The organism is Ovoidimarina sediminis (assembly GCF_032586175.1).
In the GTDB taxonomy this organism is placed as follows: Bacteria; Pseudomonadota; Alphaproteobacteria; order Rhodobacterales; family Rhodobacteraceae; genus Ovoidimarina; species Ovoidimarina sediminis.
The window spans coordinates 43,408-60,253 of record NZ_JAWHTE010000008.1 but is presented as its reverse complement, the minus strand read 5'-3'; the positions used below and the strand labels follow the sequence as shown (position 1 = coordinate 60,253).

The window sequence follows — 16,846 nt, the reverse complement described above, 5'->3', positions numbered from 1 at the left end:
CGCCAGTTGCCAGCGTTAGCGTTATCAGCGATAACGCTGCCGAGCATGTATTCGCGGGTTTGGTAAGGGACGAAACGGGCCATGAGACGACAGCGCAACATCAAGATCGTAGCGACCCTCGGCCCGGCATCGTCGGACCACAAGACGATCAAGGCGCTCTTCGAGGCGGGTGCGGACGTGTTTCGCTTGAACATGAGCCACGGCACCCACGAGGAGATCGCCGCGCGGCACGAGATCATCCGCAAGATCGAGGAAGAGGTCGGGCGGCCGATCGCGATTCTGGCGGATCTACAGGGCCCGAAGCTGAGGGTCGGCGCCTTCGAGGAGGACAGCGCCGAGCTTGAAGTGGGGCAGTCGTTCCGGCTCGATCTTGACGAGACGCCGGGGGATGCGACGCGGGTCCAGCTTCCCCATGAGGAGATCTTCCAGGCGCTGAAACCCGGGTCGACGCTTCTCGTCAATGACGGGAAGATCCGGTTGAAAGTGGAAAGCTGCGGCGAGGATCACGCCGATTGCACCGTGACGGTGGGCGGCACGATTTCGAACCGGAAAGGCGTGAACGTGCCCGATGTCGTGCTGCCGCTCGCTGCGCTGAGCGAAAAGGACAAGGCCGACCTTGAATTCGCCTGCGAACTGGGCGTCGACTGGCTGGCGCTATCTTTCGTGCAACGGCCCAAGGACGTGTGGGATGCGCGCGAACTGGCGAACGGGCGGGCCGCGATTCTGTCGAAGATCGAAAAGCCCGCGGCGGTGGATGCCTTCGACGAGATCCTGAAGGTGTCGGATGGAATCATGGTGGCCCGCGGCGACCTGGGCGTGGAATTGCCGGTGCAGAACGTGCCGCCGATTCAGAAACAGCTTGTTCGCAAATGCCGTGCAGCGGCGAAACCGGTGATCGTGGCGACCCAGATGCTTGAATCGATGATCGAGAGCCCGATGCCGACGCGGGCCGAGGTGTCGGACGTGGCTGCGGCGATCTACGAAGGCGCGGATGCGGTGATGCTGTCGGCGGAAAGCGCCGCCGGGCAATTCCCGATCGAGGCGGTGACGACCATGGACAACGTGGCGCGCGAGGTGGAGAGCGACCCGACCTATCGCTCGGTCATCGATGCGAGCCGGGGCGGGAAGCGTGAAACCTCGGCCGACGCGATCGTGGTGGCCGCGCGGGAAATCGCGGAAACCACTGATATCAGTGCGATCTGCTGTTTCTCGCAATCGGGGACCACGGCGCGTCTGATCGCACGGGAGCGCCCGCGCCCGCCGATCATCGCGATGACCCATATCCTGCCTTCGGCGCGGCAGCTTGTGCTGACCTGGGGCCTGCATTGCGTGCTGACGAACCGCCTGGAGCGGTTCAAGCAGGCGGTGGTGAACGCCGCGCGGGCGGCGCGGAAGGACGGGTTCGCCGAGGAAAGCGACCAGATCGTGGTGATCGCGGGCGTGCCGTTCAATGTGCCCGGATCAACCAATATCCTGAGGATCGCGCCTTGCGAGGAACGCCTGATCTTCTCGACCGATCCCGAGTGACGCTTCGGGCGCACGGGACGCGGGAATTGATCTGACCCCTGCCTTTCGGCTAATGTGCGCGCGCTGGAGGGGCGGTGAGTCCTGGAGCGTCGCACATGCGACCGGAGCATCTTTTCGTCCTCGGTGTTCTTTTCCTCGCAGCCTCGGTTCCGATGGTGATCGGGGCGTTTTCCTCGTCGAACCGTACCATGCGCGGGCCTGCAGCCTGCGCGGTTGCCGGTGGCATCCTTATCCTGTGGGCACAGGTGATCGGCCCCTCGGAGGGGTTTTCGGTGAATAACCTGCCGCGCTACGCGATGGACATGGTGGGGCTCGGCTAGGCTCGGGGCTGAGGGCGCAAGTTTTTGCTTGATGGTGGGCCGCGCGCGGCCTATACGGCGCCTTCGTTCGTGCGGCCGGCCGGAGTGGCATGCCGAGTCGCGCTTGAAACCGTTCGGAAGACAGGAGACGGAAATGCCCAAGATGAAGACGAAATCGAGCGCGAAGAAGCGCTTCAAGGTTTCGGCGACCGGGAAGGTCATCAGCGCCCAGGCCGGCAAGCGGCACGGCATGATCAAGCGGACCACGAAGTTCATCCGCAAAGCGCGTGGCACGACCACGCTCAGCGCCCCTGACGCGAAGATCGTCAAGGGCTTCATGCCTTACGACCGTTAAGAGGAGACCGGACCCATGGCACGCGTTACCAGCGGGAAAGTGACCCACGCCCGCCACAAGAAAGTGATCAAGGCCGCCAAAGGCTATTACGGCCGCCGGTCGAACGCCTTCCGCACCGCCACGCAGGCGGTGGACAAGGCCAACCAGTACGCCACGCGCGACCGCAAGAACCGCAAGCGCAACTTCCGCGCCCTGTGGATTCAGCGGATCAACGCCGCCGTGCGCGCCCATGACGAGGCGCTGACCTATTCGCGCTTCATCAACGGGCTGTCGCTGGCCGGGATCGAGGTGGACCGCAAGGTGCTCGCCGATCTCGCGGTGAACGAGCCTGACGCCTTCACGGCGATTGTCGACAAGGCGAAGGCCGCGCTGGGCTGAGCATAAGGGCCGGGGACCTCCCGGGCCTTCTTCCTTTCAGGTCAAGACCGAGAGATGCCCCGGATGGAGAGCCATGCGGGGCATGTTCCCGTGCGCCCGGTCAGGAACCGGGGGCTCTGCCCCCGGACCCCCGGGATATTTCCGGCCACATGAAGGGCAGTCAGGCTGCGTGGTGTTCGCCCACATGCACGGTTTCGCCGGCCATGATCTCGTCCTGGTAGGTGAGGGCAAGGCTGTGTCGGGCGGCATCGAGCCCTTCGTCCCAGCGGTGGGGCAGGATACGGGTGAGGCGGGCGCGGGCGATCTCGTCGAATAGCGCGCGGAATTCGGCCCGGCGCTGGACGAGTTCTGCCGGTTCGCGGCTGCCGCCGAGTCCGACACGGGGCAGGCCGACATCGTGAAGCGTCGAGAGGACGGTGTTCACAGTGGCTTCCGGATCGCGTGAGCGGTCGATCAGGTCGTAGAGACCTTCCCTGTAGAGCCCCATGTCGATCATCATCATCGCGCCGTCGTCGCGGGTGAGCGCGTGATCTTAGAGAAGCGCGTAATCCGCCGCACCCCGCGCGCGGTGGGTCTCGGCGTGGCGGCGGCGGGCGGCGGCGTCGAGTTCTTCGTAATCGCCGTACCAGCGCGGCAGGAGATACCAGCCATGGGCCCCGAGCGCTTCGGGATCGCCCGGATCGAGGCGCATGCGGAGCGCGAAGGCCCGGTTGAGCCCCTTTGTGTCGGTGCCGGTTCCCGCGAGGTGATCGTAGGCCAGCCCGGCGAGCAGCGGCGAATTCAGATCTTCGGCATCGAAGCCCGAAAGCAGGCCGCCGGCTGTATCGAACAGTTCCTGCATCGCCTGCATCTCTTCCTCGTCGGTCAGTTCCGACCAGGCATGGCCGCGGCGGGCCCAGCCAAGCTGCATCGCGAGGCCCGCGGCCAGCGCCGTCAGGGCGTAGCTGTCGGGGGCGTCGTCGGCGGCATCGAGGAAGGGTTCGATCACCGAGGCAGGGATGACGTCCTCGCCGCGCGACAGACGGTCGTCGAAATGCGTTTCGGCCTCTTCCTGGATTCTGTCCCAGATCGCCGCGATGGCGTGTGGGGCGAGGCGGGTGTCGTCCTTCGCCGCCATGCGGGCCTGATCGCAGCGGGTGACGAGGGTATCGAGCCCCGCCCAGTCTTCGGCATCGACGAGTACGAGGACGCGGGCGCGGAAGGCCTGGAGTTCCTTCGAGCTGGGATCGATCTCGGCGGTCTGGAGGACAAGCCGTTCGCTCAGCACCTCGGGCGCGAGGCGGTGCACCGGCGCCTGATCCTTCCGGTGGCGGCGGATGCGCAGGATCGCAAGCGGCAGGGCGATGGGCAGGAAGAGAAGACCGACCAGAAGCTTCACCGGCAGAGGCGCACGGAGGAAGAGTGAGATCAGGAACAGGCCGATGAGACGCATGGGGCACTCTCGAAATAGCTGGTTACACGCGCCCGAGTGTCTGACAGAAGAAGGCGGCGAAACTGTGCCCCGGTTGTGGACAATCCGGTGCAGGGGCGGCGCTCGGCAATTCTGCAACATCGCCTGCGGGAGCCATCCGTCTTGCAGCGCCCGGCCCCGCGGGGTAGCACGCAGGCCGAGCGAGATGACGGGGACCCGCTGGCGATGGACGACCTGAGAGACAAGTACCTGGGCCTGATCGGGGCCGCGGAGGACGAGGCGGCGCTTGAAACGCTGCGCGTGGATGCCGTGGGCAAGAAGGGCGAAATCAGCCTCAAGATGCGCGAGTTGGGGAAAATGAGCCCCGAGGAGCGGCAGGTGGCGGGCCCGGCGCTGAACGCGCTGAAGGACGAGATCAACTCGGCGCTGGCGGCGAAGAAGGCGGCGCTTGCGGATGCGGCACTCGATGCGCGGCTGCGCGAGGAGTGGCTGGACGTGACCCTGCCGGGGCGGACGCGGCGGCAGGGCACGGTGCACCCGGTGAGCCAGGTGACCGAGGAAGTGACGGCGATCTTCGCCGATATGGGTTTTGCCGTGGCCGAGGGGCCGCAGATCGAATCGGACGAACTGAACTTCGACGCGCTGAACATGGCGCCCGATCACCCCGCCCGGCAAGAGCATGACACGTTCTACATGAGCCTGCCCGAGGGGGCGAACCGGCCGCCCCATGTGTTGCGTACCCATACGAGCCCGGTGCAGATCCGCGCGATGCAGGCGCAGGGCGCACCGATCCGGGTGATCGCGCCGGGGCGGGTGTACCGCTCGGATTACGACCAGACGCATACACCGATGTTCCACCAGGTGGAGGGTCTGGCGATCGACCGCGACATTTCGATGGCGAACCTGAAATGGTGCCTCGAAGCCTTCGTGGCGGCGTTCTTCGAGGTGGACAGCGCGGAGTTGCGCTTCCGCGCCTCGCATTTCCCGTTCACGGAGCCGTCGGCGGAGGTGGACCTGCGCTGTTCCTGGGTGGACGGGCAGTTGAAGGTCGGTGAAGGCGACGACTGGATGGAGATCCTCGGGAGCGGCATGGTGCACCCCCACGTGCTCCGCTGGGGCGGGGTGGATCCGGATCAGTGGCAGGGCTTTGCCTTCGGGATCGGGATCGACCGGCTGGCGATGCTGAAATACGGGATCCCGGATTTGCGGGCGTTCTTCGACAGCGATCTGAGGTGGCTTCGGCACTACGGGTTCGGGGCGCTGGAGGTGCCGACGCTGCATGGGGGTTTGTCGCGGTGAGCGCGCGGGCGATCATTCCGTGACCTGACGCCGAATTGATCTGACACGCCCCGCCTGCTGCGGCTAGGAGGGGGGCATGCGGGTCTTCCTCTTCGTTCTTCTGCTCCTCGCCCGTCCGGCCCTCGCGGCGGAGGGCTGTCACGCCGATGTGACCTGCCAGTTGGGCGACCGGTCCTATCACGTGCTGACGCCCGATGGCTGGGACGGGGTGACGCCCCTGCCGGTTCTCATGCATTTCCATGGCTGGCAGCGGCAGGGGACGCTTATTGTCAAGCATCAGCGGATCTCCGGGGCGACGCGGCGGCGGGGGGTTCTTCTGGTCGCGCCGAACGGGGAGCGGAAGACGTGGGATTTCTGGCGGCCCGGGTCGAAGGACGTGGCCTTCGGGGCCGCAGTTCTTGAGGATGTGCGGAAGCGCTACCCGGTGATCGAGGATCAGATTTTCGTCTCCGGCTATTCCTGGGGGAGCAACATGGCGTGGCGGTTTGTCTGTGAGCGGGGCGAGGGGATCGCCGCGCTTCTGGCGATTTCGGGGACGCTCGACCAGGACGAGACGTGCGCAACCCGGCCCGGGGAGGTGCGGCAGGTTTACGGGCTGAACGATCAGGTGCTCGACTTCCCCTATGGACCGGGGGGCGACACGACCTGGCCCGTGAAGCTTTGGCGCGATGCCATGGGGTGCGGGGCGGGCGAGGCCCGGGGGCCGTGGCGGCAGGTCGAGTTCCTGACGCTGGAGCGGACCGTGTGGGAGGCGTGCGCGCATGGGCGGGTGAGCCTCGATATCCATCCAGGCGGCCATTTCATTACCCATGGATGGATCGCGCGGCAGCTTGACGAGCTTCTGGGATTGCCGCCCTCCTACCCCTGACGCCTTGCCCTTCGCGCCCGAATTTGAGATGTCGCGCGGAACCCTAATCCGCAAGGTGGCATAGGCCGATGAAATTCACCCTGTCCTGGCTGAAAGAGCATCTGGAGACCGACGCGTCGGTTGACGAGATCGCGGAGACGCTGACCGACTTGGGCCTCGAGGTTGAAGAGATCGAGGATCGGGCGGCCCGGCTGAAGGATTTTACCATCGGCAAGGTGCTGAAGGCCGAGAAGCACCCGGATGCCGACCGTCTGCGCGTGTGCCAGGTGGCAACGGATCAGGGCGAGAAGCAGATCATCTGCGGTGCGCCGAACGCGCGGGAGGGGATCACCGTAGTCGTGGCGCATCCGGGCGTCTACGTGCCCGGGATCGACACGACGATCGGGGTGGGCAAGATCCGCGGGATCGAGAGCCACGGCATGATGGCGTCCGAGCGCGAGATGGAACTGTCGGACGCCCATGACGGTATCATCGAACTGCCGTCGGGCGAAGTGGGCGAGCGCTTCATCGACTGGCTGGCCGAGCATGACCCGGCGAAGGTGGATCCGGTGATCGAGATCGCGATCACGCCGAACCGGCCCGATGCGCTGGGCATCCACGGCATTGCGCGGGATCTGGCGGCGCGGGGGATCGGCACGCTGAAACCGCTTGAAATAGAACCTGTTCCGGGGGCGTTTCCTTCGCCTATCGGTGTGAAGATCGACGCGGCCTTGAAGGCCGAAGGCTGCCCCCATTTCACCGGCCGGGTGATCCGGGGGGTGAAGAACGGCTCTTCGCCCCAGTGGCTTCAGGACAGGCTGAAGGCGATCGGCTTGAGGCCGATTTCGGCGCTGGTGGATATTACCAACTACTTCACCTTTGATCAGAACCGGCCCCTGCACGTTTTCGATGCAGACGTGGTGACGGGGGATCTGAGGATCTATCCGGCGGAAGGGGGCGAGACGCTCGAGGCGCTCGACGAGCGGACCTATGCGTTCGAGCCGGGGATGATGGTGATCGGGGACGACAACGGCCCCGAGAGCATTGCCGGGATCATGGGGGGCGAGCCGTCCGGTGTGACTGCCGACACAGTGAACGTGTTTCTCGAAAGTGCCTATTGGACACCCTCGGTGATCGCCGCGACGGCGCGGCGGCTGAAGATCAATTCCGATGCCAAGTACCGGTTCGAGCGGGGGGTGGACCCCCTGCATACGCTGCCGGGGCTCGAGGCCGCGACGCGGATGATCCTCGAACTCTGTGGTGGCGAGGCGTCGGAGATCGTGGTGGACGGTGCGCCCGTGGAGGCCCCGCGGGCCTTCCGGCTGGATACCGACCGGGTGACCTCGCTCGTGGGCATGGACATTCCGGCGGAGACGCAGCGCGGGACGCTGGAGGCGCTTGGCTTCCGGATGGAGGGCGACCAGGCGCACCCGCCTTCGTGGCGCCCCGATATCATGGGCGAGGCGGATCTGGTGGAAGAGGTGGCGCGGATCGCGTCGTTGACCAAGCTTGAGGCGAAGCCGATGCCGCGGGTATCGGCGGGCGTGCCGAAGCCGATCCTGACGCCCACGCAGATGCGCGAGACGGCTGGGCGGCGGGCGGCCGCCGCGCTGGGTTACAACGAGATCGTGAGCTACAGCTTCGTCGACGAGGCGTCGGCCGCGCTGTTCGGCGGCGAAGCGGCCTGCCGGCTGGAAAACCCGATCTCGTCGGAGATGAGCCATATGCGGCCGAACCTGATGCCCGGCCTTCTGGCCGCGGCGGCGCGGAACCAGGCGCGCGGGTTCACGGATTTCGCGCTGTTCGAGGTGGGGCCCGGGTTTCACGGGGCCGAACCCGGGGAGCAGCATCTGCTGATTTCCGGTATCCTGGTGGGGCGGACGGGGCCGAAGGACGTGCATGGCGCGTCGCGGCCGCATGACATCTATGACGTGAAGGCCGATGCGGAGGCGATCCTGGCCGCGATGGGGGCGCCGGCGAAGGTGCAGATCCTGCGCGGCGCGCGGGAGTGGTGGCATCCGGGGCGGCACGGTATGCTGTGCCTCGGCCCTAAGAAGGTGCTGGGCGTCTTCGGCGAACTGCACCCAAGGACGCTTCAGGCGATGGACGTGAAGGGCCCTGTCATGGGCTTCACCCTCTGGCCCGGCGAGATCCCGGCGGCGCGGTCGAAGGGCACGACGAAACCTGCGCTGGCCGCGAGCGACCTGCAGGCGGTGGAGCGGGATTTCGCCTTCGTGCTCGATACCGATGTGGCCGCACTTGATGTGGTGAACGCCGCCCAGGGTGCCGACAAGGCGCTGATCGGCGATGTGCGGGTGTTCGACGAGTTCGTGGGCGGGAGCCTTGGAGAAGGCAAGAAATCGCTTGCGATCACCGTCCGGTTGCAGCCGGTTGAGAAGACGCTGACCGACGAGGAGATCGAGGCGGTGGGCGCGAAGATCGTCAAGAAGGTCGGGAAGGCCACGGGGGGTGTGCTGAGAGGGTGACCCCCTAGGTACCTGCTGTTTTCATGTTTGGAGACGGATGGCGGCGGCGACGTCGTGGCCGGTGTTGACCGCGCGGTAGATCGGGAAGGGCCGCCGGGTTGAGAGATCGATGTCGCGGCGGAGCCAGGCGTTTTCCTCCAACGACCGAAGCGAGGTCGAGAGCGCGCGGTCGGTGATCGGGGTGAGCATCGTCTTCAGCGTCGAGAAGCGTTGCGGCCGGTCGGTTAGGGCGAGAATGGGCACCGTCCAGCTTCGGCGGAGGAGGGCGGGTTCGTCCGGGACCGCGTTCAGGATGCGGCGGGCGATGGCTGCGGCGGCGCAGCCCGCGGGTGTCAGGCGAAACTCGGGGCGCAGCGGGTGGCCGTGCCCGGGATTCCGTTCGAGAAGCCCCAGTTCCACGAGGTGATCGAGGCTCGCCGCGAAGGCGGTGCGCCCGGCATCGGTGGCCGCCAGGAGCGGCGCCTGCCGGCCCGGGAGGCCAGCCTCCAGCAGGGCCAGGATCTTCAGCGACCAGGCCCGGGAGGTAAGGTTGACAAGCGTTTTTATGTCCATAAAATATAGTTACTTTATTTTATGATATGAGGAAAGCCCCGGTGCCGCTTGTTTCCCTGGACACGACGATCACGCTCGCCCTTTCCGTTCGCGACCGTCGCGCGAGCGCGGCCTGGTATGCCGAGACGCTTGGCTTCGAGCTTCTGCACCATATCGACGAGGCGGGATGGAGCGAGATGCGCACGAAAACGGAGGGCGTGACCCTTGGCCTCGGCGAGCAGGCGGAGCCCGCGCCGGGGAATACCGTTCCGGTCTTCGGGGTGGCGGATCTTGCGGCAGCGCGGGCCGCACTTGAAGGGGCGGGGGTGCGATTCGACGGCGCGACCGAGACGATCGAAGGGATGGTGCGCCTTGCTACCTTCTATGATCCCGACGGCAATGCACTGATGCTGGCGGAAGACCTGACCGGGGGCTGAGAGACGGGGGCGCTGCCCCCCTCGCCCTGACGGGCGAGTCCCCCGGGATATTTCGGGCCACATGAAGCCCCGGGGTGGTTCTTTCCGCGCTGTGCCTTATGTGGCGGGAAAGAACAAAGGAGAGAACCCATGACGCTGAAGGTATACCTGTCGGGAGAGATACACACGGACTGGCGCGAGGAGATACGCGCGGGCGCCGAGGGGCTCGACGTCGCGTTCTGGGGGCCGGTGACGGATCACGATGCGTCGGACGATTGCGGGGTGCGGATCCTCGGAGAGGAGCCGTCGAAATACTGGCACGACCACAAGGGCGCGATGGTGAACGCGCTCCGCACGCGGAAGGGCATTCAGGATGCCGACATCGTCGTGGTGCGCTTTGGCGACAAGTACAAGCAGTGGAACGCGGCGTTCGACGCGGGCTATGCCGCCGCGCTGGGCAAATCGCTGATCATCCTGCATCCGCCCGAGCATCAGCATGCGCTTAAGGAGGTGGATGCGGCCGCGCTTGCAGTGGCCGAGGAGCCCCGGCAGGTGGTGGAGATCCTGCGTTATGTGCTGGACGGCACGCTGCCCGGGTGACGCAGCGTTTTCCCGCGTAAGGCCGGCGCGCGGCTTGTTAGGGCGGGGTTTTAGGTTCTATGCCTCCGGCGGGAGTATTTTCGCCAAACTGAAGGGCTGGGGCCAATGACCGATTATCCGCATCTTCTGGCGCCCCTCGATCTTGGGCATGTGACGCTTCGGAACCGGGTTCTGATGGGCTCGATGCATACCGGGCTGGAAGAGACCGGGGACTGGGGCCGGGTGGCCGAGTTCTATGCCGCGCGCGCGCGCGGCGGTGTCGGGCTGATGGTGACGGGCGGCATGGCGCCCAACCGCGAGGGCGGGGTGTTTCCCGGCGCGGCGGGCCTTTACTCAGCGGAGGATATCGCGAACCACCGGCAGGTGACGGACCGGGTGCATCACGCCGGCGGGCGGATCGCGATGCAGATCCTTCATGCCGGGCGCTATGCCTATGGGCCCGATTGCGTGGCACCGTCGGCGGTGAAATCGCCGATCTCGCCCTTTCCGCCGAAGGAACTCGACGAGACCGGGATCGAGAAGCAGATTGCCGATATCGCCACGGCCGCTGCGCGGGCACGCGAGGCGGGATATGATGGCGTCGAGGTGATGGGATCGGAAGGGTATTTCCTGAACCAGTTCCTTGTCCGGCACACCAACAAGCGCGAGGATCGCTGGGGTGGCGCTTACGAGAATCGCATGCGCCTGCCGCTGGAGGTGATGCGGCGCGTGCGCGGCGCCGTGGGAGACGATTTCATCGTGATCTACCGCCTGTCGATGATCGACCTCGTGCCTGAGGGATCGAGCTGGGACGAGGTGGTCACACTAGCGCGCGCGATGGAGACGGCCGGTGCGTCGATCCTGAACACCGGGATCGGCTGGCACGAGGCGCGGATTCCCACGATCGCGACAAGCGTGCCGCGCCGGGCCTTCACCTGGGTCACGCAGAAGCTGATGGGGGAAGTCGGGATTCCCGTAATCACATCGAACCGGATCAACACGCCGGAGGTGGCCGAAGCCGTACTGGCCGAGGGGTGCGCCGACATGGTGTCGATGGCGCGGCCCTTTCTGGCCGACCCCGATTTCGTGGCGAAAGCTGAAGCGGGGCGGGCCCGCGCGATCGCGCCGTGCATCGCCTGCAACCAGGCCTGTCTGGATCACACGTTTTCGGGAAAGGTGAGTTCCTGCCTTGTCAATCCGCGGGCCTGTCACGAGACAAAACTGGTCTATTCCAGCGTAAAGGAGCCGAAGCGGGTGGCCGTGGTGGGGGCGGGGCCGGCCGGGCTTTCGGCCGCGCTTGTGGCCGCCGAGCGGGGGCATCAGGTGGCGCTGTTTGAGGCGGCGGGGCGGATCGGCGGGCAACTGAACATGGCGCGGCAGATCCCGGGGAAGGAAGAGTTTCACGGGCTCGTCGACTGGTACGAGGGGCAGGTGGCCGAAGTCGGAATCGACCTGAAGCTGAACACCCGGGCCGATGCGGCGGCACTGTCGGGCTTTGACGAGGTTATCCTGGCGACCGGGGTTGTGCCGAGAGATCCGGGGATTCCGGGGCAGGAGGGCCCGAATGTCGCGAGCTACGTCGAGATTCTGACCGGGGCCAAGGCCGCAGGCGATCGTGTGGCGATCGTGGGCGCGGGAGGCATCGGTTTCGACGTGGCCGAATACCTCGTCGAGGATGGTCATGGCGTGACCGAGGATCTTGACGCCTGGTTGCGCGAATGGGGCGTGGCCGATCCCGGCGCGGCGCGGGGCGGGCTGGCGCCGGACGGGCCGAAACCGGCCCCGGCGGAGCGCAAAGTGACCCTGTGCCAGCGGAAAGAGGGCCGCCCCGGCAAGGGCCTTGGCAAAACGACCGGCTGGATCCACCGCGCGAGCCTTCGGATGAAGGGGGTGGAGATGGTGGGGGGGCTCAACTATGAGCGGATTGATGCAGAGGGGCTTCATGTCAGCTTTGGCGAGGGGCACGAACGGCCCACGGTGATCGCGGCGGACACGATCGTTCTTTGTGCGGGTCAGGAGCCCTATCGCCCGCTGAAGGACGAGCTTGAGGCGGCAGGCCGGCGCGTGCACGTGATCGGGGGCGCGGATGTTGCCGCCGAGCTGGATGCGAAACGCGCGGTCGACCAGGGGGCGAGGCTGGCGGCCAGCCTTTAACGTTTCGGAAAGCCAGTGTTTTCGGTGCGCGATCGGGCCCGGCCTTTGCCCCCATTGCCTGTTTCGGAACCCATAACGATCCTGAAGATACCAAACTATTGTCGGTCGCTGTCCGCATTGTCGCCCGATTTCACCTTCAGAAGGGCCGTTGTGGAGGGTACCGGTAAGCAAGGTGTTAAATGGACCGTTTGACCGAGATGGAAGCCTTCGCAACCGTGGTGGACCAGGGAGGGTTCACCGACGCTGCCAAGAAGATGGGTATTTCCAAATCCGCCGTGTCGAAGCATGTATCCTCTCTTGAGGCACGGCTGGGCGCACGGCTACTGAACCGGACGACGCGCCGGGTGAGCCCGACCGAGATCGGGTTGGCCTATTACGACCGCGCGCGCCGCGTCCTGAACGATGCCGGCGAGGCGGATGCGCTTGTCACATCGATGCAATCTGCGCCGTCGGGCCTTCTACGGATCTCCGTGGCGACCGACTTCGGCGTGAACCACCTGTCGCCGGTCCTGGGCGAGTTCCTGCAGGAGTTCCCCGACATCACGGTGAACATGGTGCTGAACAACCGCTATGTGGAGCTGATTTCGGAAGGGTTCGACATGGCCATCCGGATCGGGGAGCTGGAGGATTCGACGCTTCGGGCGCGGAAACTCTGCGAGACGACGAAGCGGATGATCGCGAGCCCTGAATATTTCGCGGAATACGGCCGGCCCGGAAAGATCGACGATCTGAACGAACACAAGCTGCTGCATTACTCGAACCAGTCTTCGGGCAACGTGTGGAAGCTGACCGCGCCTTCGGGCGAGAAGCGGCAGGTGCGGACGGCGGGCTGGCTGACGGTGAATGACGGCCAGTCGCTTCTCAATGCCGCGATCTCGGGGCTTGGGATCGCTTATCTGCCGAGCTTCCTCTATGCCGAAGCGCTGGAACAGGGGCTGGTCGAAGAGGCGATCCCGGATCTGCCCGTCGAGGTGCAGGGGATCTATGCGGTGTACCCGCCGGGCCGGTTCACCCAGCCCAAGGTGCGTGCCTTCATCGATTTCCTAGTGCATGCCTTTGCCGAGAAGGGCCCCGATCAGTGGTGATTAGGCTGAAATAGACACTGTTTTCGGGCGCCCGGGTGGCGCCCGAACTGTTTTGGGCGCTGGCTTTCGGCAGCGCCGTGCTGACGCTATTCTTTGGGGCAACGCGACGAGTTTGCGAAGGGATCGGCATGTCGAAGGAACATCTGGCGAAGTATTTGAATCTCGCCCTCGTGGTGGCCTTTCCGGTCGCGTGGTTCGCCCCCCTGATGCGAACCGGTCTGTTGCCGCAGTGGCAGATGCCGGGCTGGCTTGGGGGCAGCACGCTGTTTGCGCCGGATACGATCACGGTGGTGTCGGGGCTTCAGAAGCTGTGGGAGACGGATGTGTTCCTGGCCATAGCGGTCACGTTCTTTGCGCTGATGGCGCCGATGCTGAAATGCCTTGGCATGGGGCTGATCCACTTCAACCTGATGTCGCGGGCGACGCAGCCGGTGATCGCGGTGATGGGGAAACTGGCGATGGCCGATATTTTCATCCTCGCCCTCTACGTGGTGATCGCGAAGGGAATCGGGATCGGGCAGATCGAGGTGGCCTGGGGGCTTTACCTGTTCACCGCGGCCGTTATCGCGTCGCTGTTCGTCTCTTTTGTCGATGGATCGAAGGGGCCGGAGCGGCAGCGGGTGTGACGTGCGCCTGGCCCGATTTCCGGAATTCGGGCCGGAATAGACACTGTTTTCAATGCGCGTGTGGCTATTCGGCGGGTGCGTCCTCGATGCCGTCGGTGTAGTAGCTGACGGGCACGTCCTGCACAGCAGCGATCTTGATCAGAAGAAGACGCGGTACGGATCTGACGCCGGATTCGAAGAGTTGGATGTCGTGGGGTTCGATGAGAACGCTGTCTGCAAGTTCTGTCTGGGACATGCCCTGTTCCCAGCGGCGATGGCGCATGCGGCGCCCTATGTAGTCGTCTTCATTCATGGGGAAAGCAGTACTCAGCAATCGACGTATTGCCATGATAAGACATACTAATGGTGCATTAATCAAATAGATTTGGCACTACGGAGCGGAAAAATTACTTTACGTAGCGTCAGTGCGACGCAAGTAATCAGCCCCCGTGGGTGGCGGGGGCTGATTGCGTTCAAGCTTGATGGAACGTGGGGCGGGCCGTTTGGCAGAACGCCCGCTTAGGCGCGCTTATTCCGCGGCTTCTCCGACCCGGTAAACGGTTTGCGTCGGAAAGGGAATTTCGATGCCGCCGGTGTCGAGTGCCTCTTTCACCCTGCGGGTCATGTCGGTCTTGAAGCCCCAGAAATCCCCGGCGGCACACCAGACGCGTACGGTGAAATCGACCGAAAAATCGCCCAGGTTCGTCACCTGGATGAAGGGTTCGGGTTCCGCCCTGGCGCGCGGGTCAGAAATGATCGTATCGAGGATGATCTTTTCGGCCTGAGCGAGATTGGCGCCGTAGCTGACGCCGAACACCCATTCGACCCGGCGTTCGGGATAGGCGGAGTAATTGGTGATCGTGTTGCCCCACACGTTGGCGTTGGGAATGATGATCTGCACGTTCGAGAGATCCGAGAGCTCGGTGAAGTTGAGCGTGATGTCCTTGACCGTGCCCATCTGGCCGTCGATCACCACGAAATCACCGACCTTGAAGGGCCGGAAGAAAACGATCATCACGCCCGCCGCCACGTTCGACAGCGTGCCCTGAAGCGCAAGACCAATGGCAAGACCCGCGGCACCGATGACGGCGACGACCGAGGTGGTGCGTACCCCGAAGGTGTTGAGGATGATGAGGGCGGTAAGGCCCAGGATCACGTAGCGCGCGATATTGCCCAGAAAGCTGAACAGCGTGATGTCGAGGTGTCGGTTGCGCCCGCCGATGCTTCGGATCCGGCGGCTGATCCAGCCCGAGACGAAGAGGCCGATCAAGAGGATCGCAATGGCCGCAACGATATTGCCCGTGAGATCTAGGAGGTATTGCACCGACAGAAGCTCGCGCAGCGAGGTGCCGAGGATGTCGGTGTTCAGAACTTCGTTGACGACATCGGAATTCATGCGAGGGCGTCCATGCGCTTGGCCAGGGTGATGTCGAGGTCTGTCAGCCCGCCCGCGTCATGGGTGGTGAGCGTGACGGTCACGCGGTTGTAGACGTTCGACCATTCGGGGTGATGGTTCAGCTTCTCGGCATGAAGCGCCGCGCCCGACATGAAGGAAAAGGCGCGCACGAAGTTCTTGAAAGTATAGTCCTTCGTGATCGCGTCGCGGCCCGTATCGAGTGACCAGCCCGCCTTTTCCAGCACCGCGAGATGCTCGGCGCGTTCGGCCTCTGTGAGTTTCTCTGCCATCAATCCTCCGACGTTACCTTTCTGAACGGTCCGTAGCTTGTCAGGACCTCGATTTCCTCATCCGTGGCGGAGCGTTCCGCCTCCAGATACTGTTCCACCGCGCGGGCGAAGCCCGGGTCCGCCACCCAGTGCAGCGAATGTGTGGCGACTGGCATGTAGCCGCGGGCGAGTTTGTGCGCACCCTGCGCCCCGGCTTCAACCCGTTTCAACCCATGGGCGATTGCGTGGTCGATAGCGCGGTAGTAGCAGGCCTCGAAGTGCAGGCAGGGATGATCCTCGACCGCGCCCCAGTAGCGGCCAGACAGCGTTTCGCGCCCGATGAAGTTCAGCGCGCCCGCAACGGGGCGGCCCTCGCGAATGGCGAGGACGAGGAGCATGTCCTCCCGCATCGTTTCGTGTGCGATGTCGAAGAACCGGCGGGTGAGGTAGGGCGTGCCCCACTTGCGCGCGCCGGTATCCTGGTAGAACTGCCAGAAACTGTCCCAGTGCTCCGGGCGGATGGCGTCGCCCGTCAGCGAGACGATCTCGCCCCCAAAGGCGTTTGCGGTGGCGCGTTCCTTGCGGATGTTCTTGCGCTTGCGGGAGGAAAGATTGGCGAGGAACGCGTCGAAATCGTTGTAGCCGATGTTTTCCCAATGAAATTGCTGGGTGGTGCGGCGCATGAGGCCCATGACCTCTCCCGCGATCGCCTCGTCTTCGGTGCAGAAGGTGGCATGGACGGATGACAGCCGGTTGTCCGAGGCGATGCGGATCGCCCCTTCGATCAGCGCGCCCATGGCCGTGGCCTCGTGACCCGGGCGGGCAAGGAAGCGGCGACCGGTGGCGGGCGTGAAGGGCACGGCGATCTGGAGCTTGGGGTAATAGCGCCCGCCCGCCTGTTCGTAGGCATGGGCCCAGTTGTGATCGAAAATGTATTCGCCCTGGCTGTGGCCCTTGGCGTAAAGCGGCGCAACGCCAATCAACACACCGTCTTGGCGGGCCGCGAGGTAGCGGGGTTGCCAGCCCGTGCCGGTGCCGACGGAGCCGGACGCCTCGAGCGCATTAAGGAAGCGGTGGGTGGTGAAGGGATCGAGCGGGCGGCCGCCATCGGCGGCTTCCGGGCAGGCGCAGGCATCCCAGTCGCGTGCCGGGATCTCGGCCAGGGAGCCGAACGCTTCGATTTCAAGGGTTGCCTGGGTCATCGGGCCT

At 64.9% G+C, this 16,846-nt stretch carries 19 protein-coding genes; 12 read left to right on the top strand and 7 right to left on the bottom strand.

The window, feature by feature from the left end:
- Positions 1-81: 81 nt before the first annotated feature.
- The 4 genes from pyk (at position 82) to rplT (ending at position 2,559) form a co-directional block, all read left to right on the top strand.
- Entirely contained in the window at positions 82-1,527 is a 1,446-nt protein-coding gene (gene pyk / locus RXV90_RS11250; RefSeq protein ID WP_316648765.1) for a pyruvate kinase, read from the top strand.
- A gap of 95 nt (positions 1,528-1,622) precedes the next feature.
- Entirely contained in the window at positions 1,623-1,847 is a 225-nt protein-coding gene (locus RXV90_RS11245) for a hypothetical protein (protein ID WP_316648764.1), read from the top strand.
- A gap of 133 nt (positions 1,848-1,980) precedes the next feature.
- A complete protein-coding gene (gene rpmI / locus RXV90_RS11240) occupies positions 1,981-2,181 on the top strand; it encodes a 50S ribosomal protein L35 (RefSeq protein ID WP_316648763.1) in 201 nt (66 codons plus the stop codon).
- Between the two features lie 15 nt (positions 2,182-2,196).
- A complete protein-coding gene (gene rplT, locus RXV90_RS11235) occupies positions 2,197-2,559 on the top strand; it encodes a 50S ribosomal protein L20 (RefSeq protein WP_316648762.1) in 363 nt (120 codons plus the stop codon).
- A 160-nt stretch (positions 2,560-2,719) separates the two neighbouring features.
- On the opposite strand, the gene RXV90_RS11230 is transcribed toward rplT, so the two are convergent.
- Positions 2,720-3,061: a hypothetical protein gene (locus tag RXV90_RS11230; RefSeq protein ID WP_316648761.1), complete on the bottom strand. Its 342-nt coding sequence runs from the start codon at positions 3,059-3,061 to the stop codon at positions 2,720-2,722.
- A 30-nt stretch (positions 3,062-3,091) separates the two neighbouring features.
- Positions 3,092-3,991 (bottom strand): hypothetical protein, encoded by a 900-nt coding sequence (locus tag RXV90_RS11225; RefSeq protein WP_316648760.1) that lies wholly within the window; start codon positions 3,989-3,991, stop codon positions 3,092-3,094.
- A 204-nt stretch (positions 3,992-4,195) separates the two neighbouring features.
- Between RXV90_RS11225 and pheS the strand changes: the two genes are divergently transcribed.
- From pheS to pheT, 3 genes are all read left to right on the top strand, one after another.
- The gene (gene pheS / locus RXV90_RS11220; RefSeq protein ID WP_316648759.1) at positions 4,196-5,269 is read left to right on the top strand and encodes a phenylalanine--tRNA ligase subunit alpha; all 1,074 of its coding nucleotides are present in this window, start codon (positions 4,196-4,198) and stop codon (positions 5,267-5,269) included.
- A 76-nt stretch (positions 5,270-5,345) separates the two neighbouring features.
- Entirely contained in the window at positions 5,346-6,137 is a 792-nt protein-coding gene (locus RXV90_RS11215) for a CE1 family esterase (RefSeq protein WP_316648758.1), read from the top strand.
- Between the two features lie 68 nt (positions 6,138-6,205).
- A complete protein-coding gene (pheT, locus tag RXV90_RS11210; protein ID WP_316648757.1) occupies positions 6,206-8,602 on the top strand; it encodes a phenylalanine--tRNA ligase subunit beta in 2,397 nt (798 codons plus the stop codon).
- A 21-nt stretch (positions 8,603-8,623) separates the two neighbouring features.
- Here pheT and RXV90_RS11205 read toward each other — a convergent pair whose 3' ends face one another.
- Complete coding sequence (locus tag RXV90_RS11205; RefSeq protein WP_316648756.1) at positions 8,624-9,154, bottom strand: winged helix-turn-helix transcriptional regulator; 531 nt, start codon at positions 9,152-9,154, stop codon at positions 8,624-8,626.
- Positions 9,155-9,195: 41 nt separating this feature from the next.
- Here RXV90_RS11205 and RXV90_RS11200 point away from each other — a divergent pair, with 41 nt between their 5' ends.
- The 5 genes from RXV90_RS11200 (at position 9,196) to RXV90_RS11180 (ending at position 13,993) form a co-directional block, all read left to right on the top strand.
- Positions 9,196-9,570 (top strand): VOC family protein, encoded by a 375-nt coding sequence (locus tag RXV90_RS11200; RefSeq protein ID WP_316648755.1) that lies wholly within the window; start codon positions 9,196-9,198, stop codon positions 9,568-9,570.
- A 129-nt stretch (positions 9,571-9,699) separates the two neighbouring features.
- A complete protein-coding gene (locus RXV90_RS11195; protein WP_316648754.1) occupies positions 9,700-10,149 on the top strand; it encodes a YtoQ family protein in 450 nt (149 codons plus the stop codon).
- Between the two features lie 105 nt (positions 10,150-10,254).
- Entirely contained in the window at positions 10,255-12,282 is a 2,028-nt protein-coding gene (locus RXV90_RS11190) for an NADPH-dependent 2,4-dienoyl-CoA reductase (protein ID WP_316648753.1), read from the top strand.
- Between the two features lie 179 nt (positions 12,283-12,461).
- Complete coding sequence (locus RXV90_RS11185; protein ID WP_316648752.1) at positions 12,462-13,367, top strand: LysR family transcriptional regulator; 906 nt, start codon at positions 12,462-12,464, stop codon at positions 13,365-13,367.
- A gap of 128 nt (positions 13,368-13,495) precedes the next feature.
- The gene (locus RXV90_RS11180) at positions 13,496-13,993 is read left to right on the top strand and encodes a paraquat-inducible protein A (protein ID WP_316648751.1); all 498 of its coding nucleotides are present in this window, start codon (positions 13,496-13,498) and stop codon (positions 13,991-13,993) included.
- 64 nt (positions 13,994-14,057) lie between these two features.
- Here RXV90_RS11180 and RXV90_RS11175 read toward each other — a convergent pair whose 3' ends face one another.
- From RXV90_RS11175 to RXV90_RS11160, 4 genes are all read right to left on the bottom strand, one after another.
- The gene (locus tag RXV90_RS11175) at positions 14,058-14,285 is read right to left on the bottom strand and encodes a helix-turn-helix domain-containing protein (RefSeq protein ID WP_316648750.1); all 228 of its coding nucleotides are present in this window, start codon (positions 14,283-14,285) and stop codon (positions 14,058-14,060) included.
- A 216-nt stretch (positions 14,286-14,501) separates the two neighbouring features.
- Complete coding sequence (locus RXV90_RS11170) at positions 14,502-15,368, bottom strand: mechanosensitive ion channel family protein (RefSeq protein ID WP_316648749.1); 867 nt, start codon at positions 15,366-15,368, stop codon at positions 14,502-14,504.
- Positions 15,365-15,658, bottom strand: coding sequence for a 4a-hydroxytetrahydrobiopterin dehydratase (locus RXV90_RS11165; RefSeq protein ID WP_316648747.1), 294 nt, complete (start codon positions 15,656-15,658; stop codon positions 15,365-15,367). The genes RXV90_RS11170 and RXV90_RS11165 overlap by 4 nt, the downstream gene beginning before the upstream one ends.
- Positions 15,658-16,839: a GNAT family N-acetyltransferase gene (locus tag RXV90_RS11160; protein WP_316648746.1), complete on the bottom strand. Its 1,182-nt coding sequence runs from the start codon at positions 16,837-16,839 to the stop codon at positions 15,658-15,660. Before RXV90_RS11160 ends, RXV90_RS11165 begins: the two co-directional genes overlap by 1 nt.
- Positions 16,840-16,846: the final 7 nt, after the last annotated feature.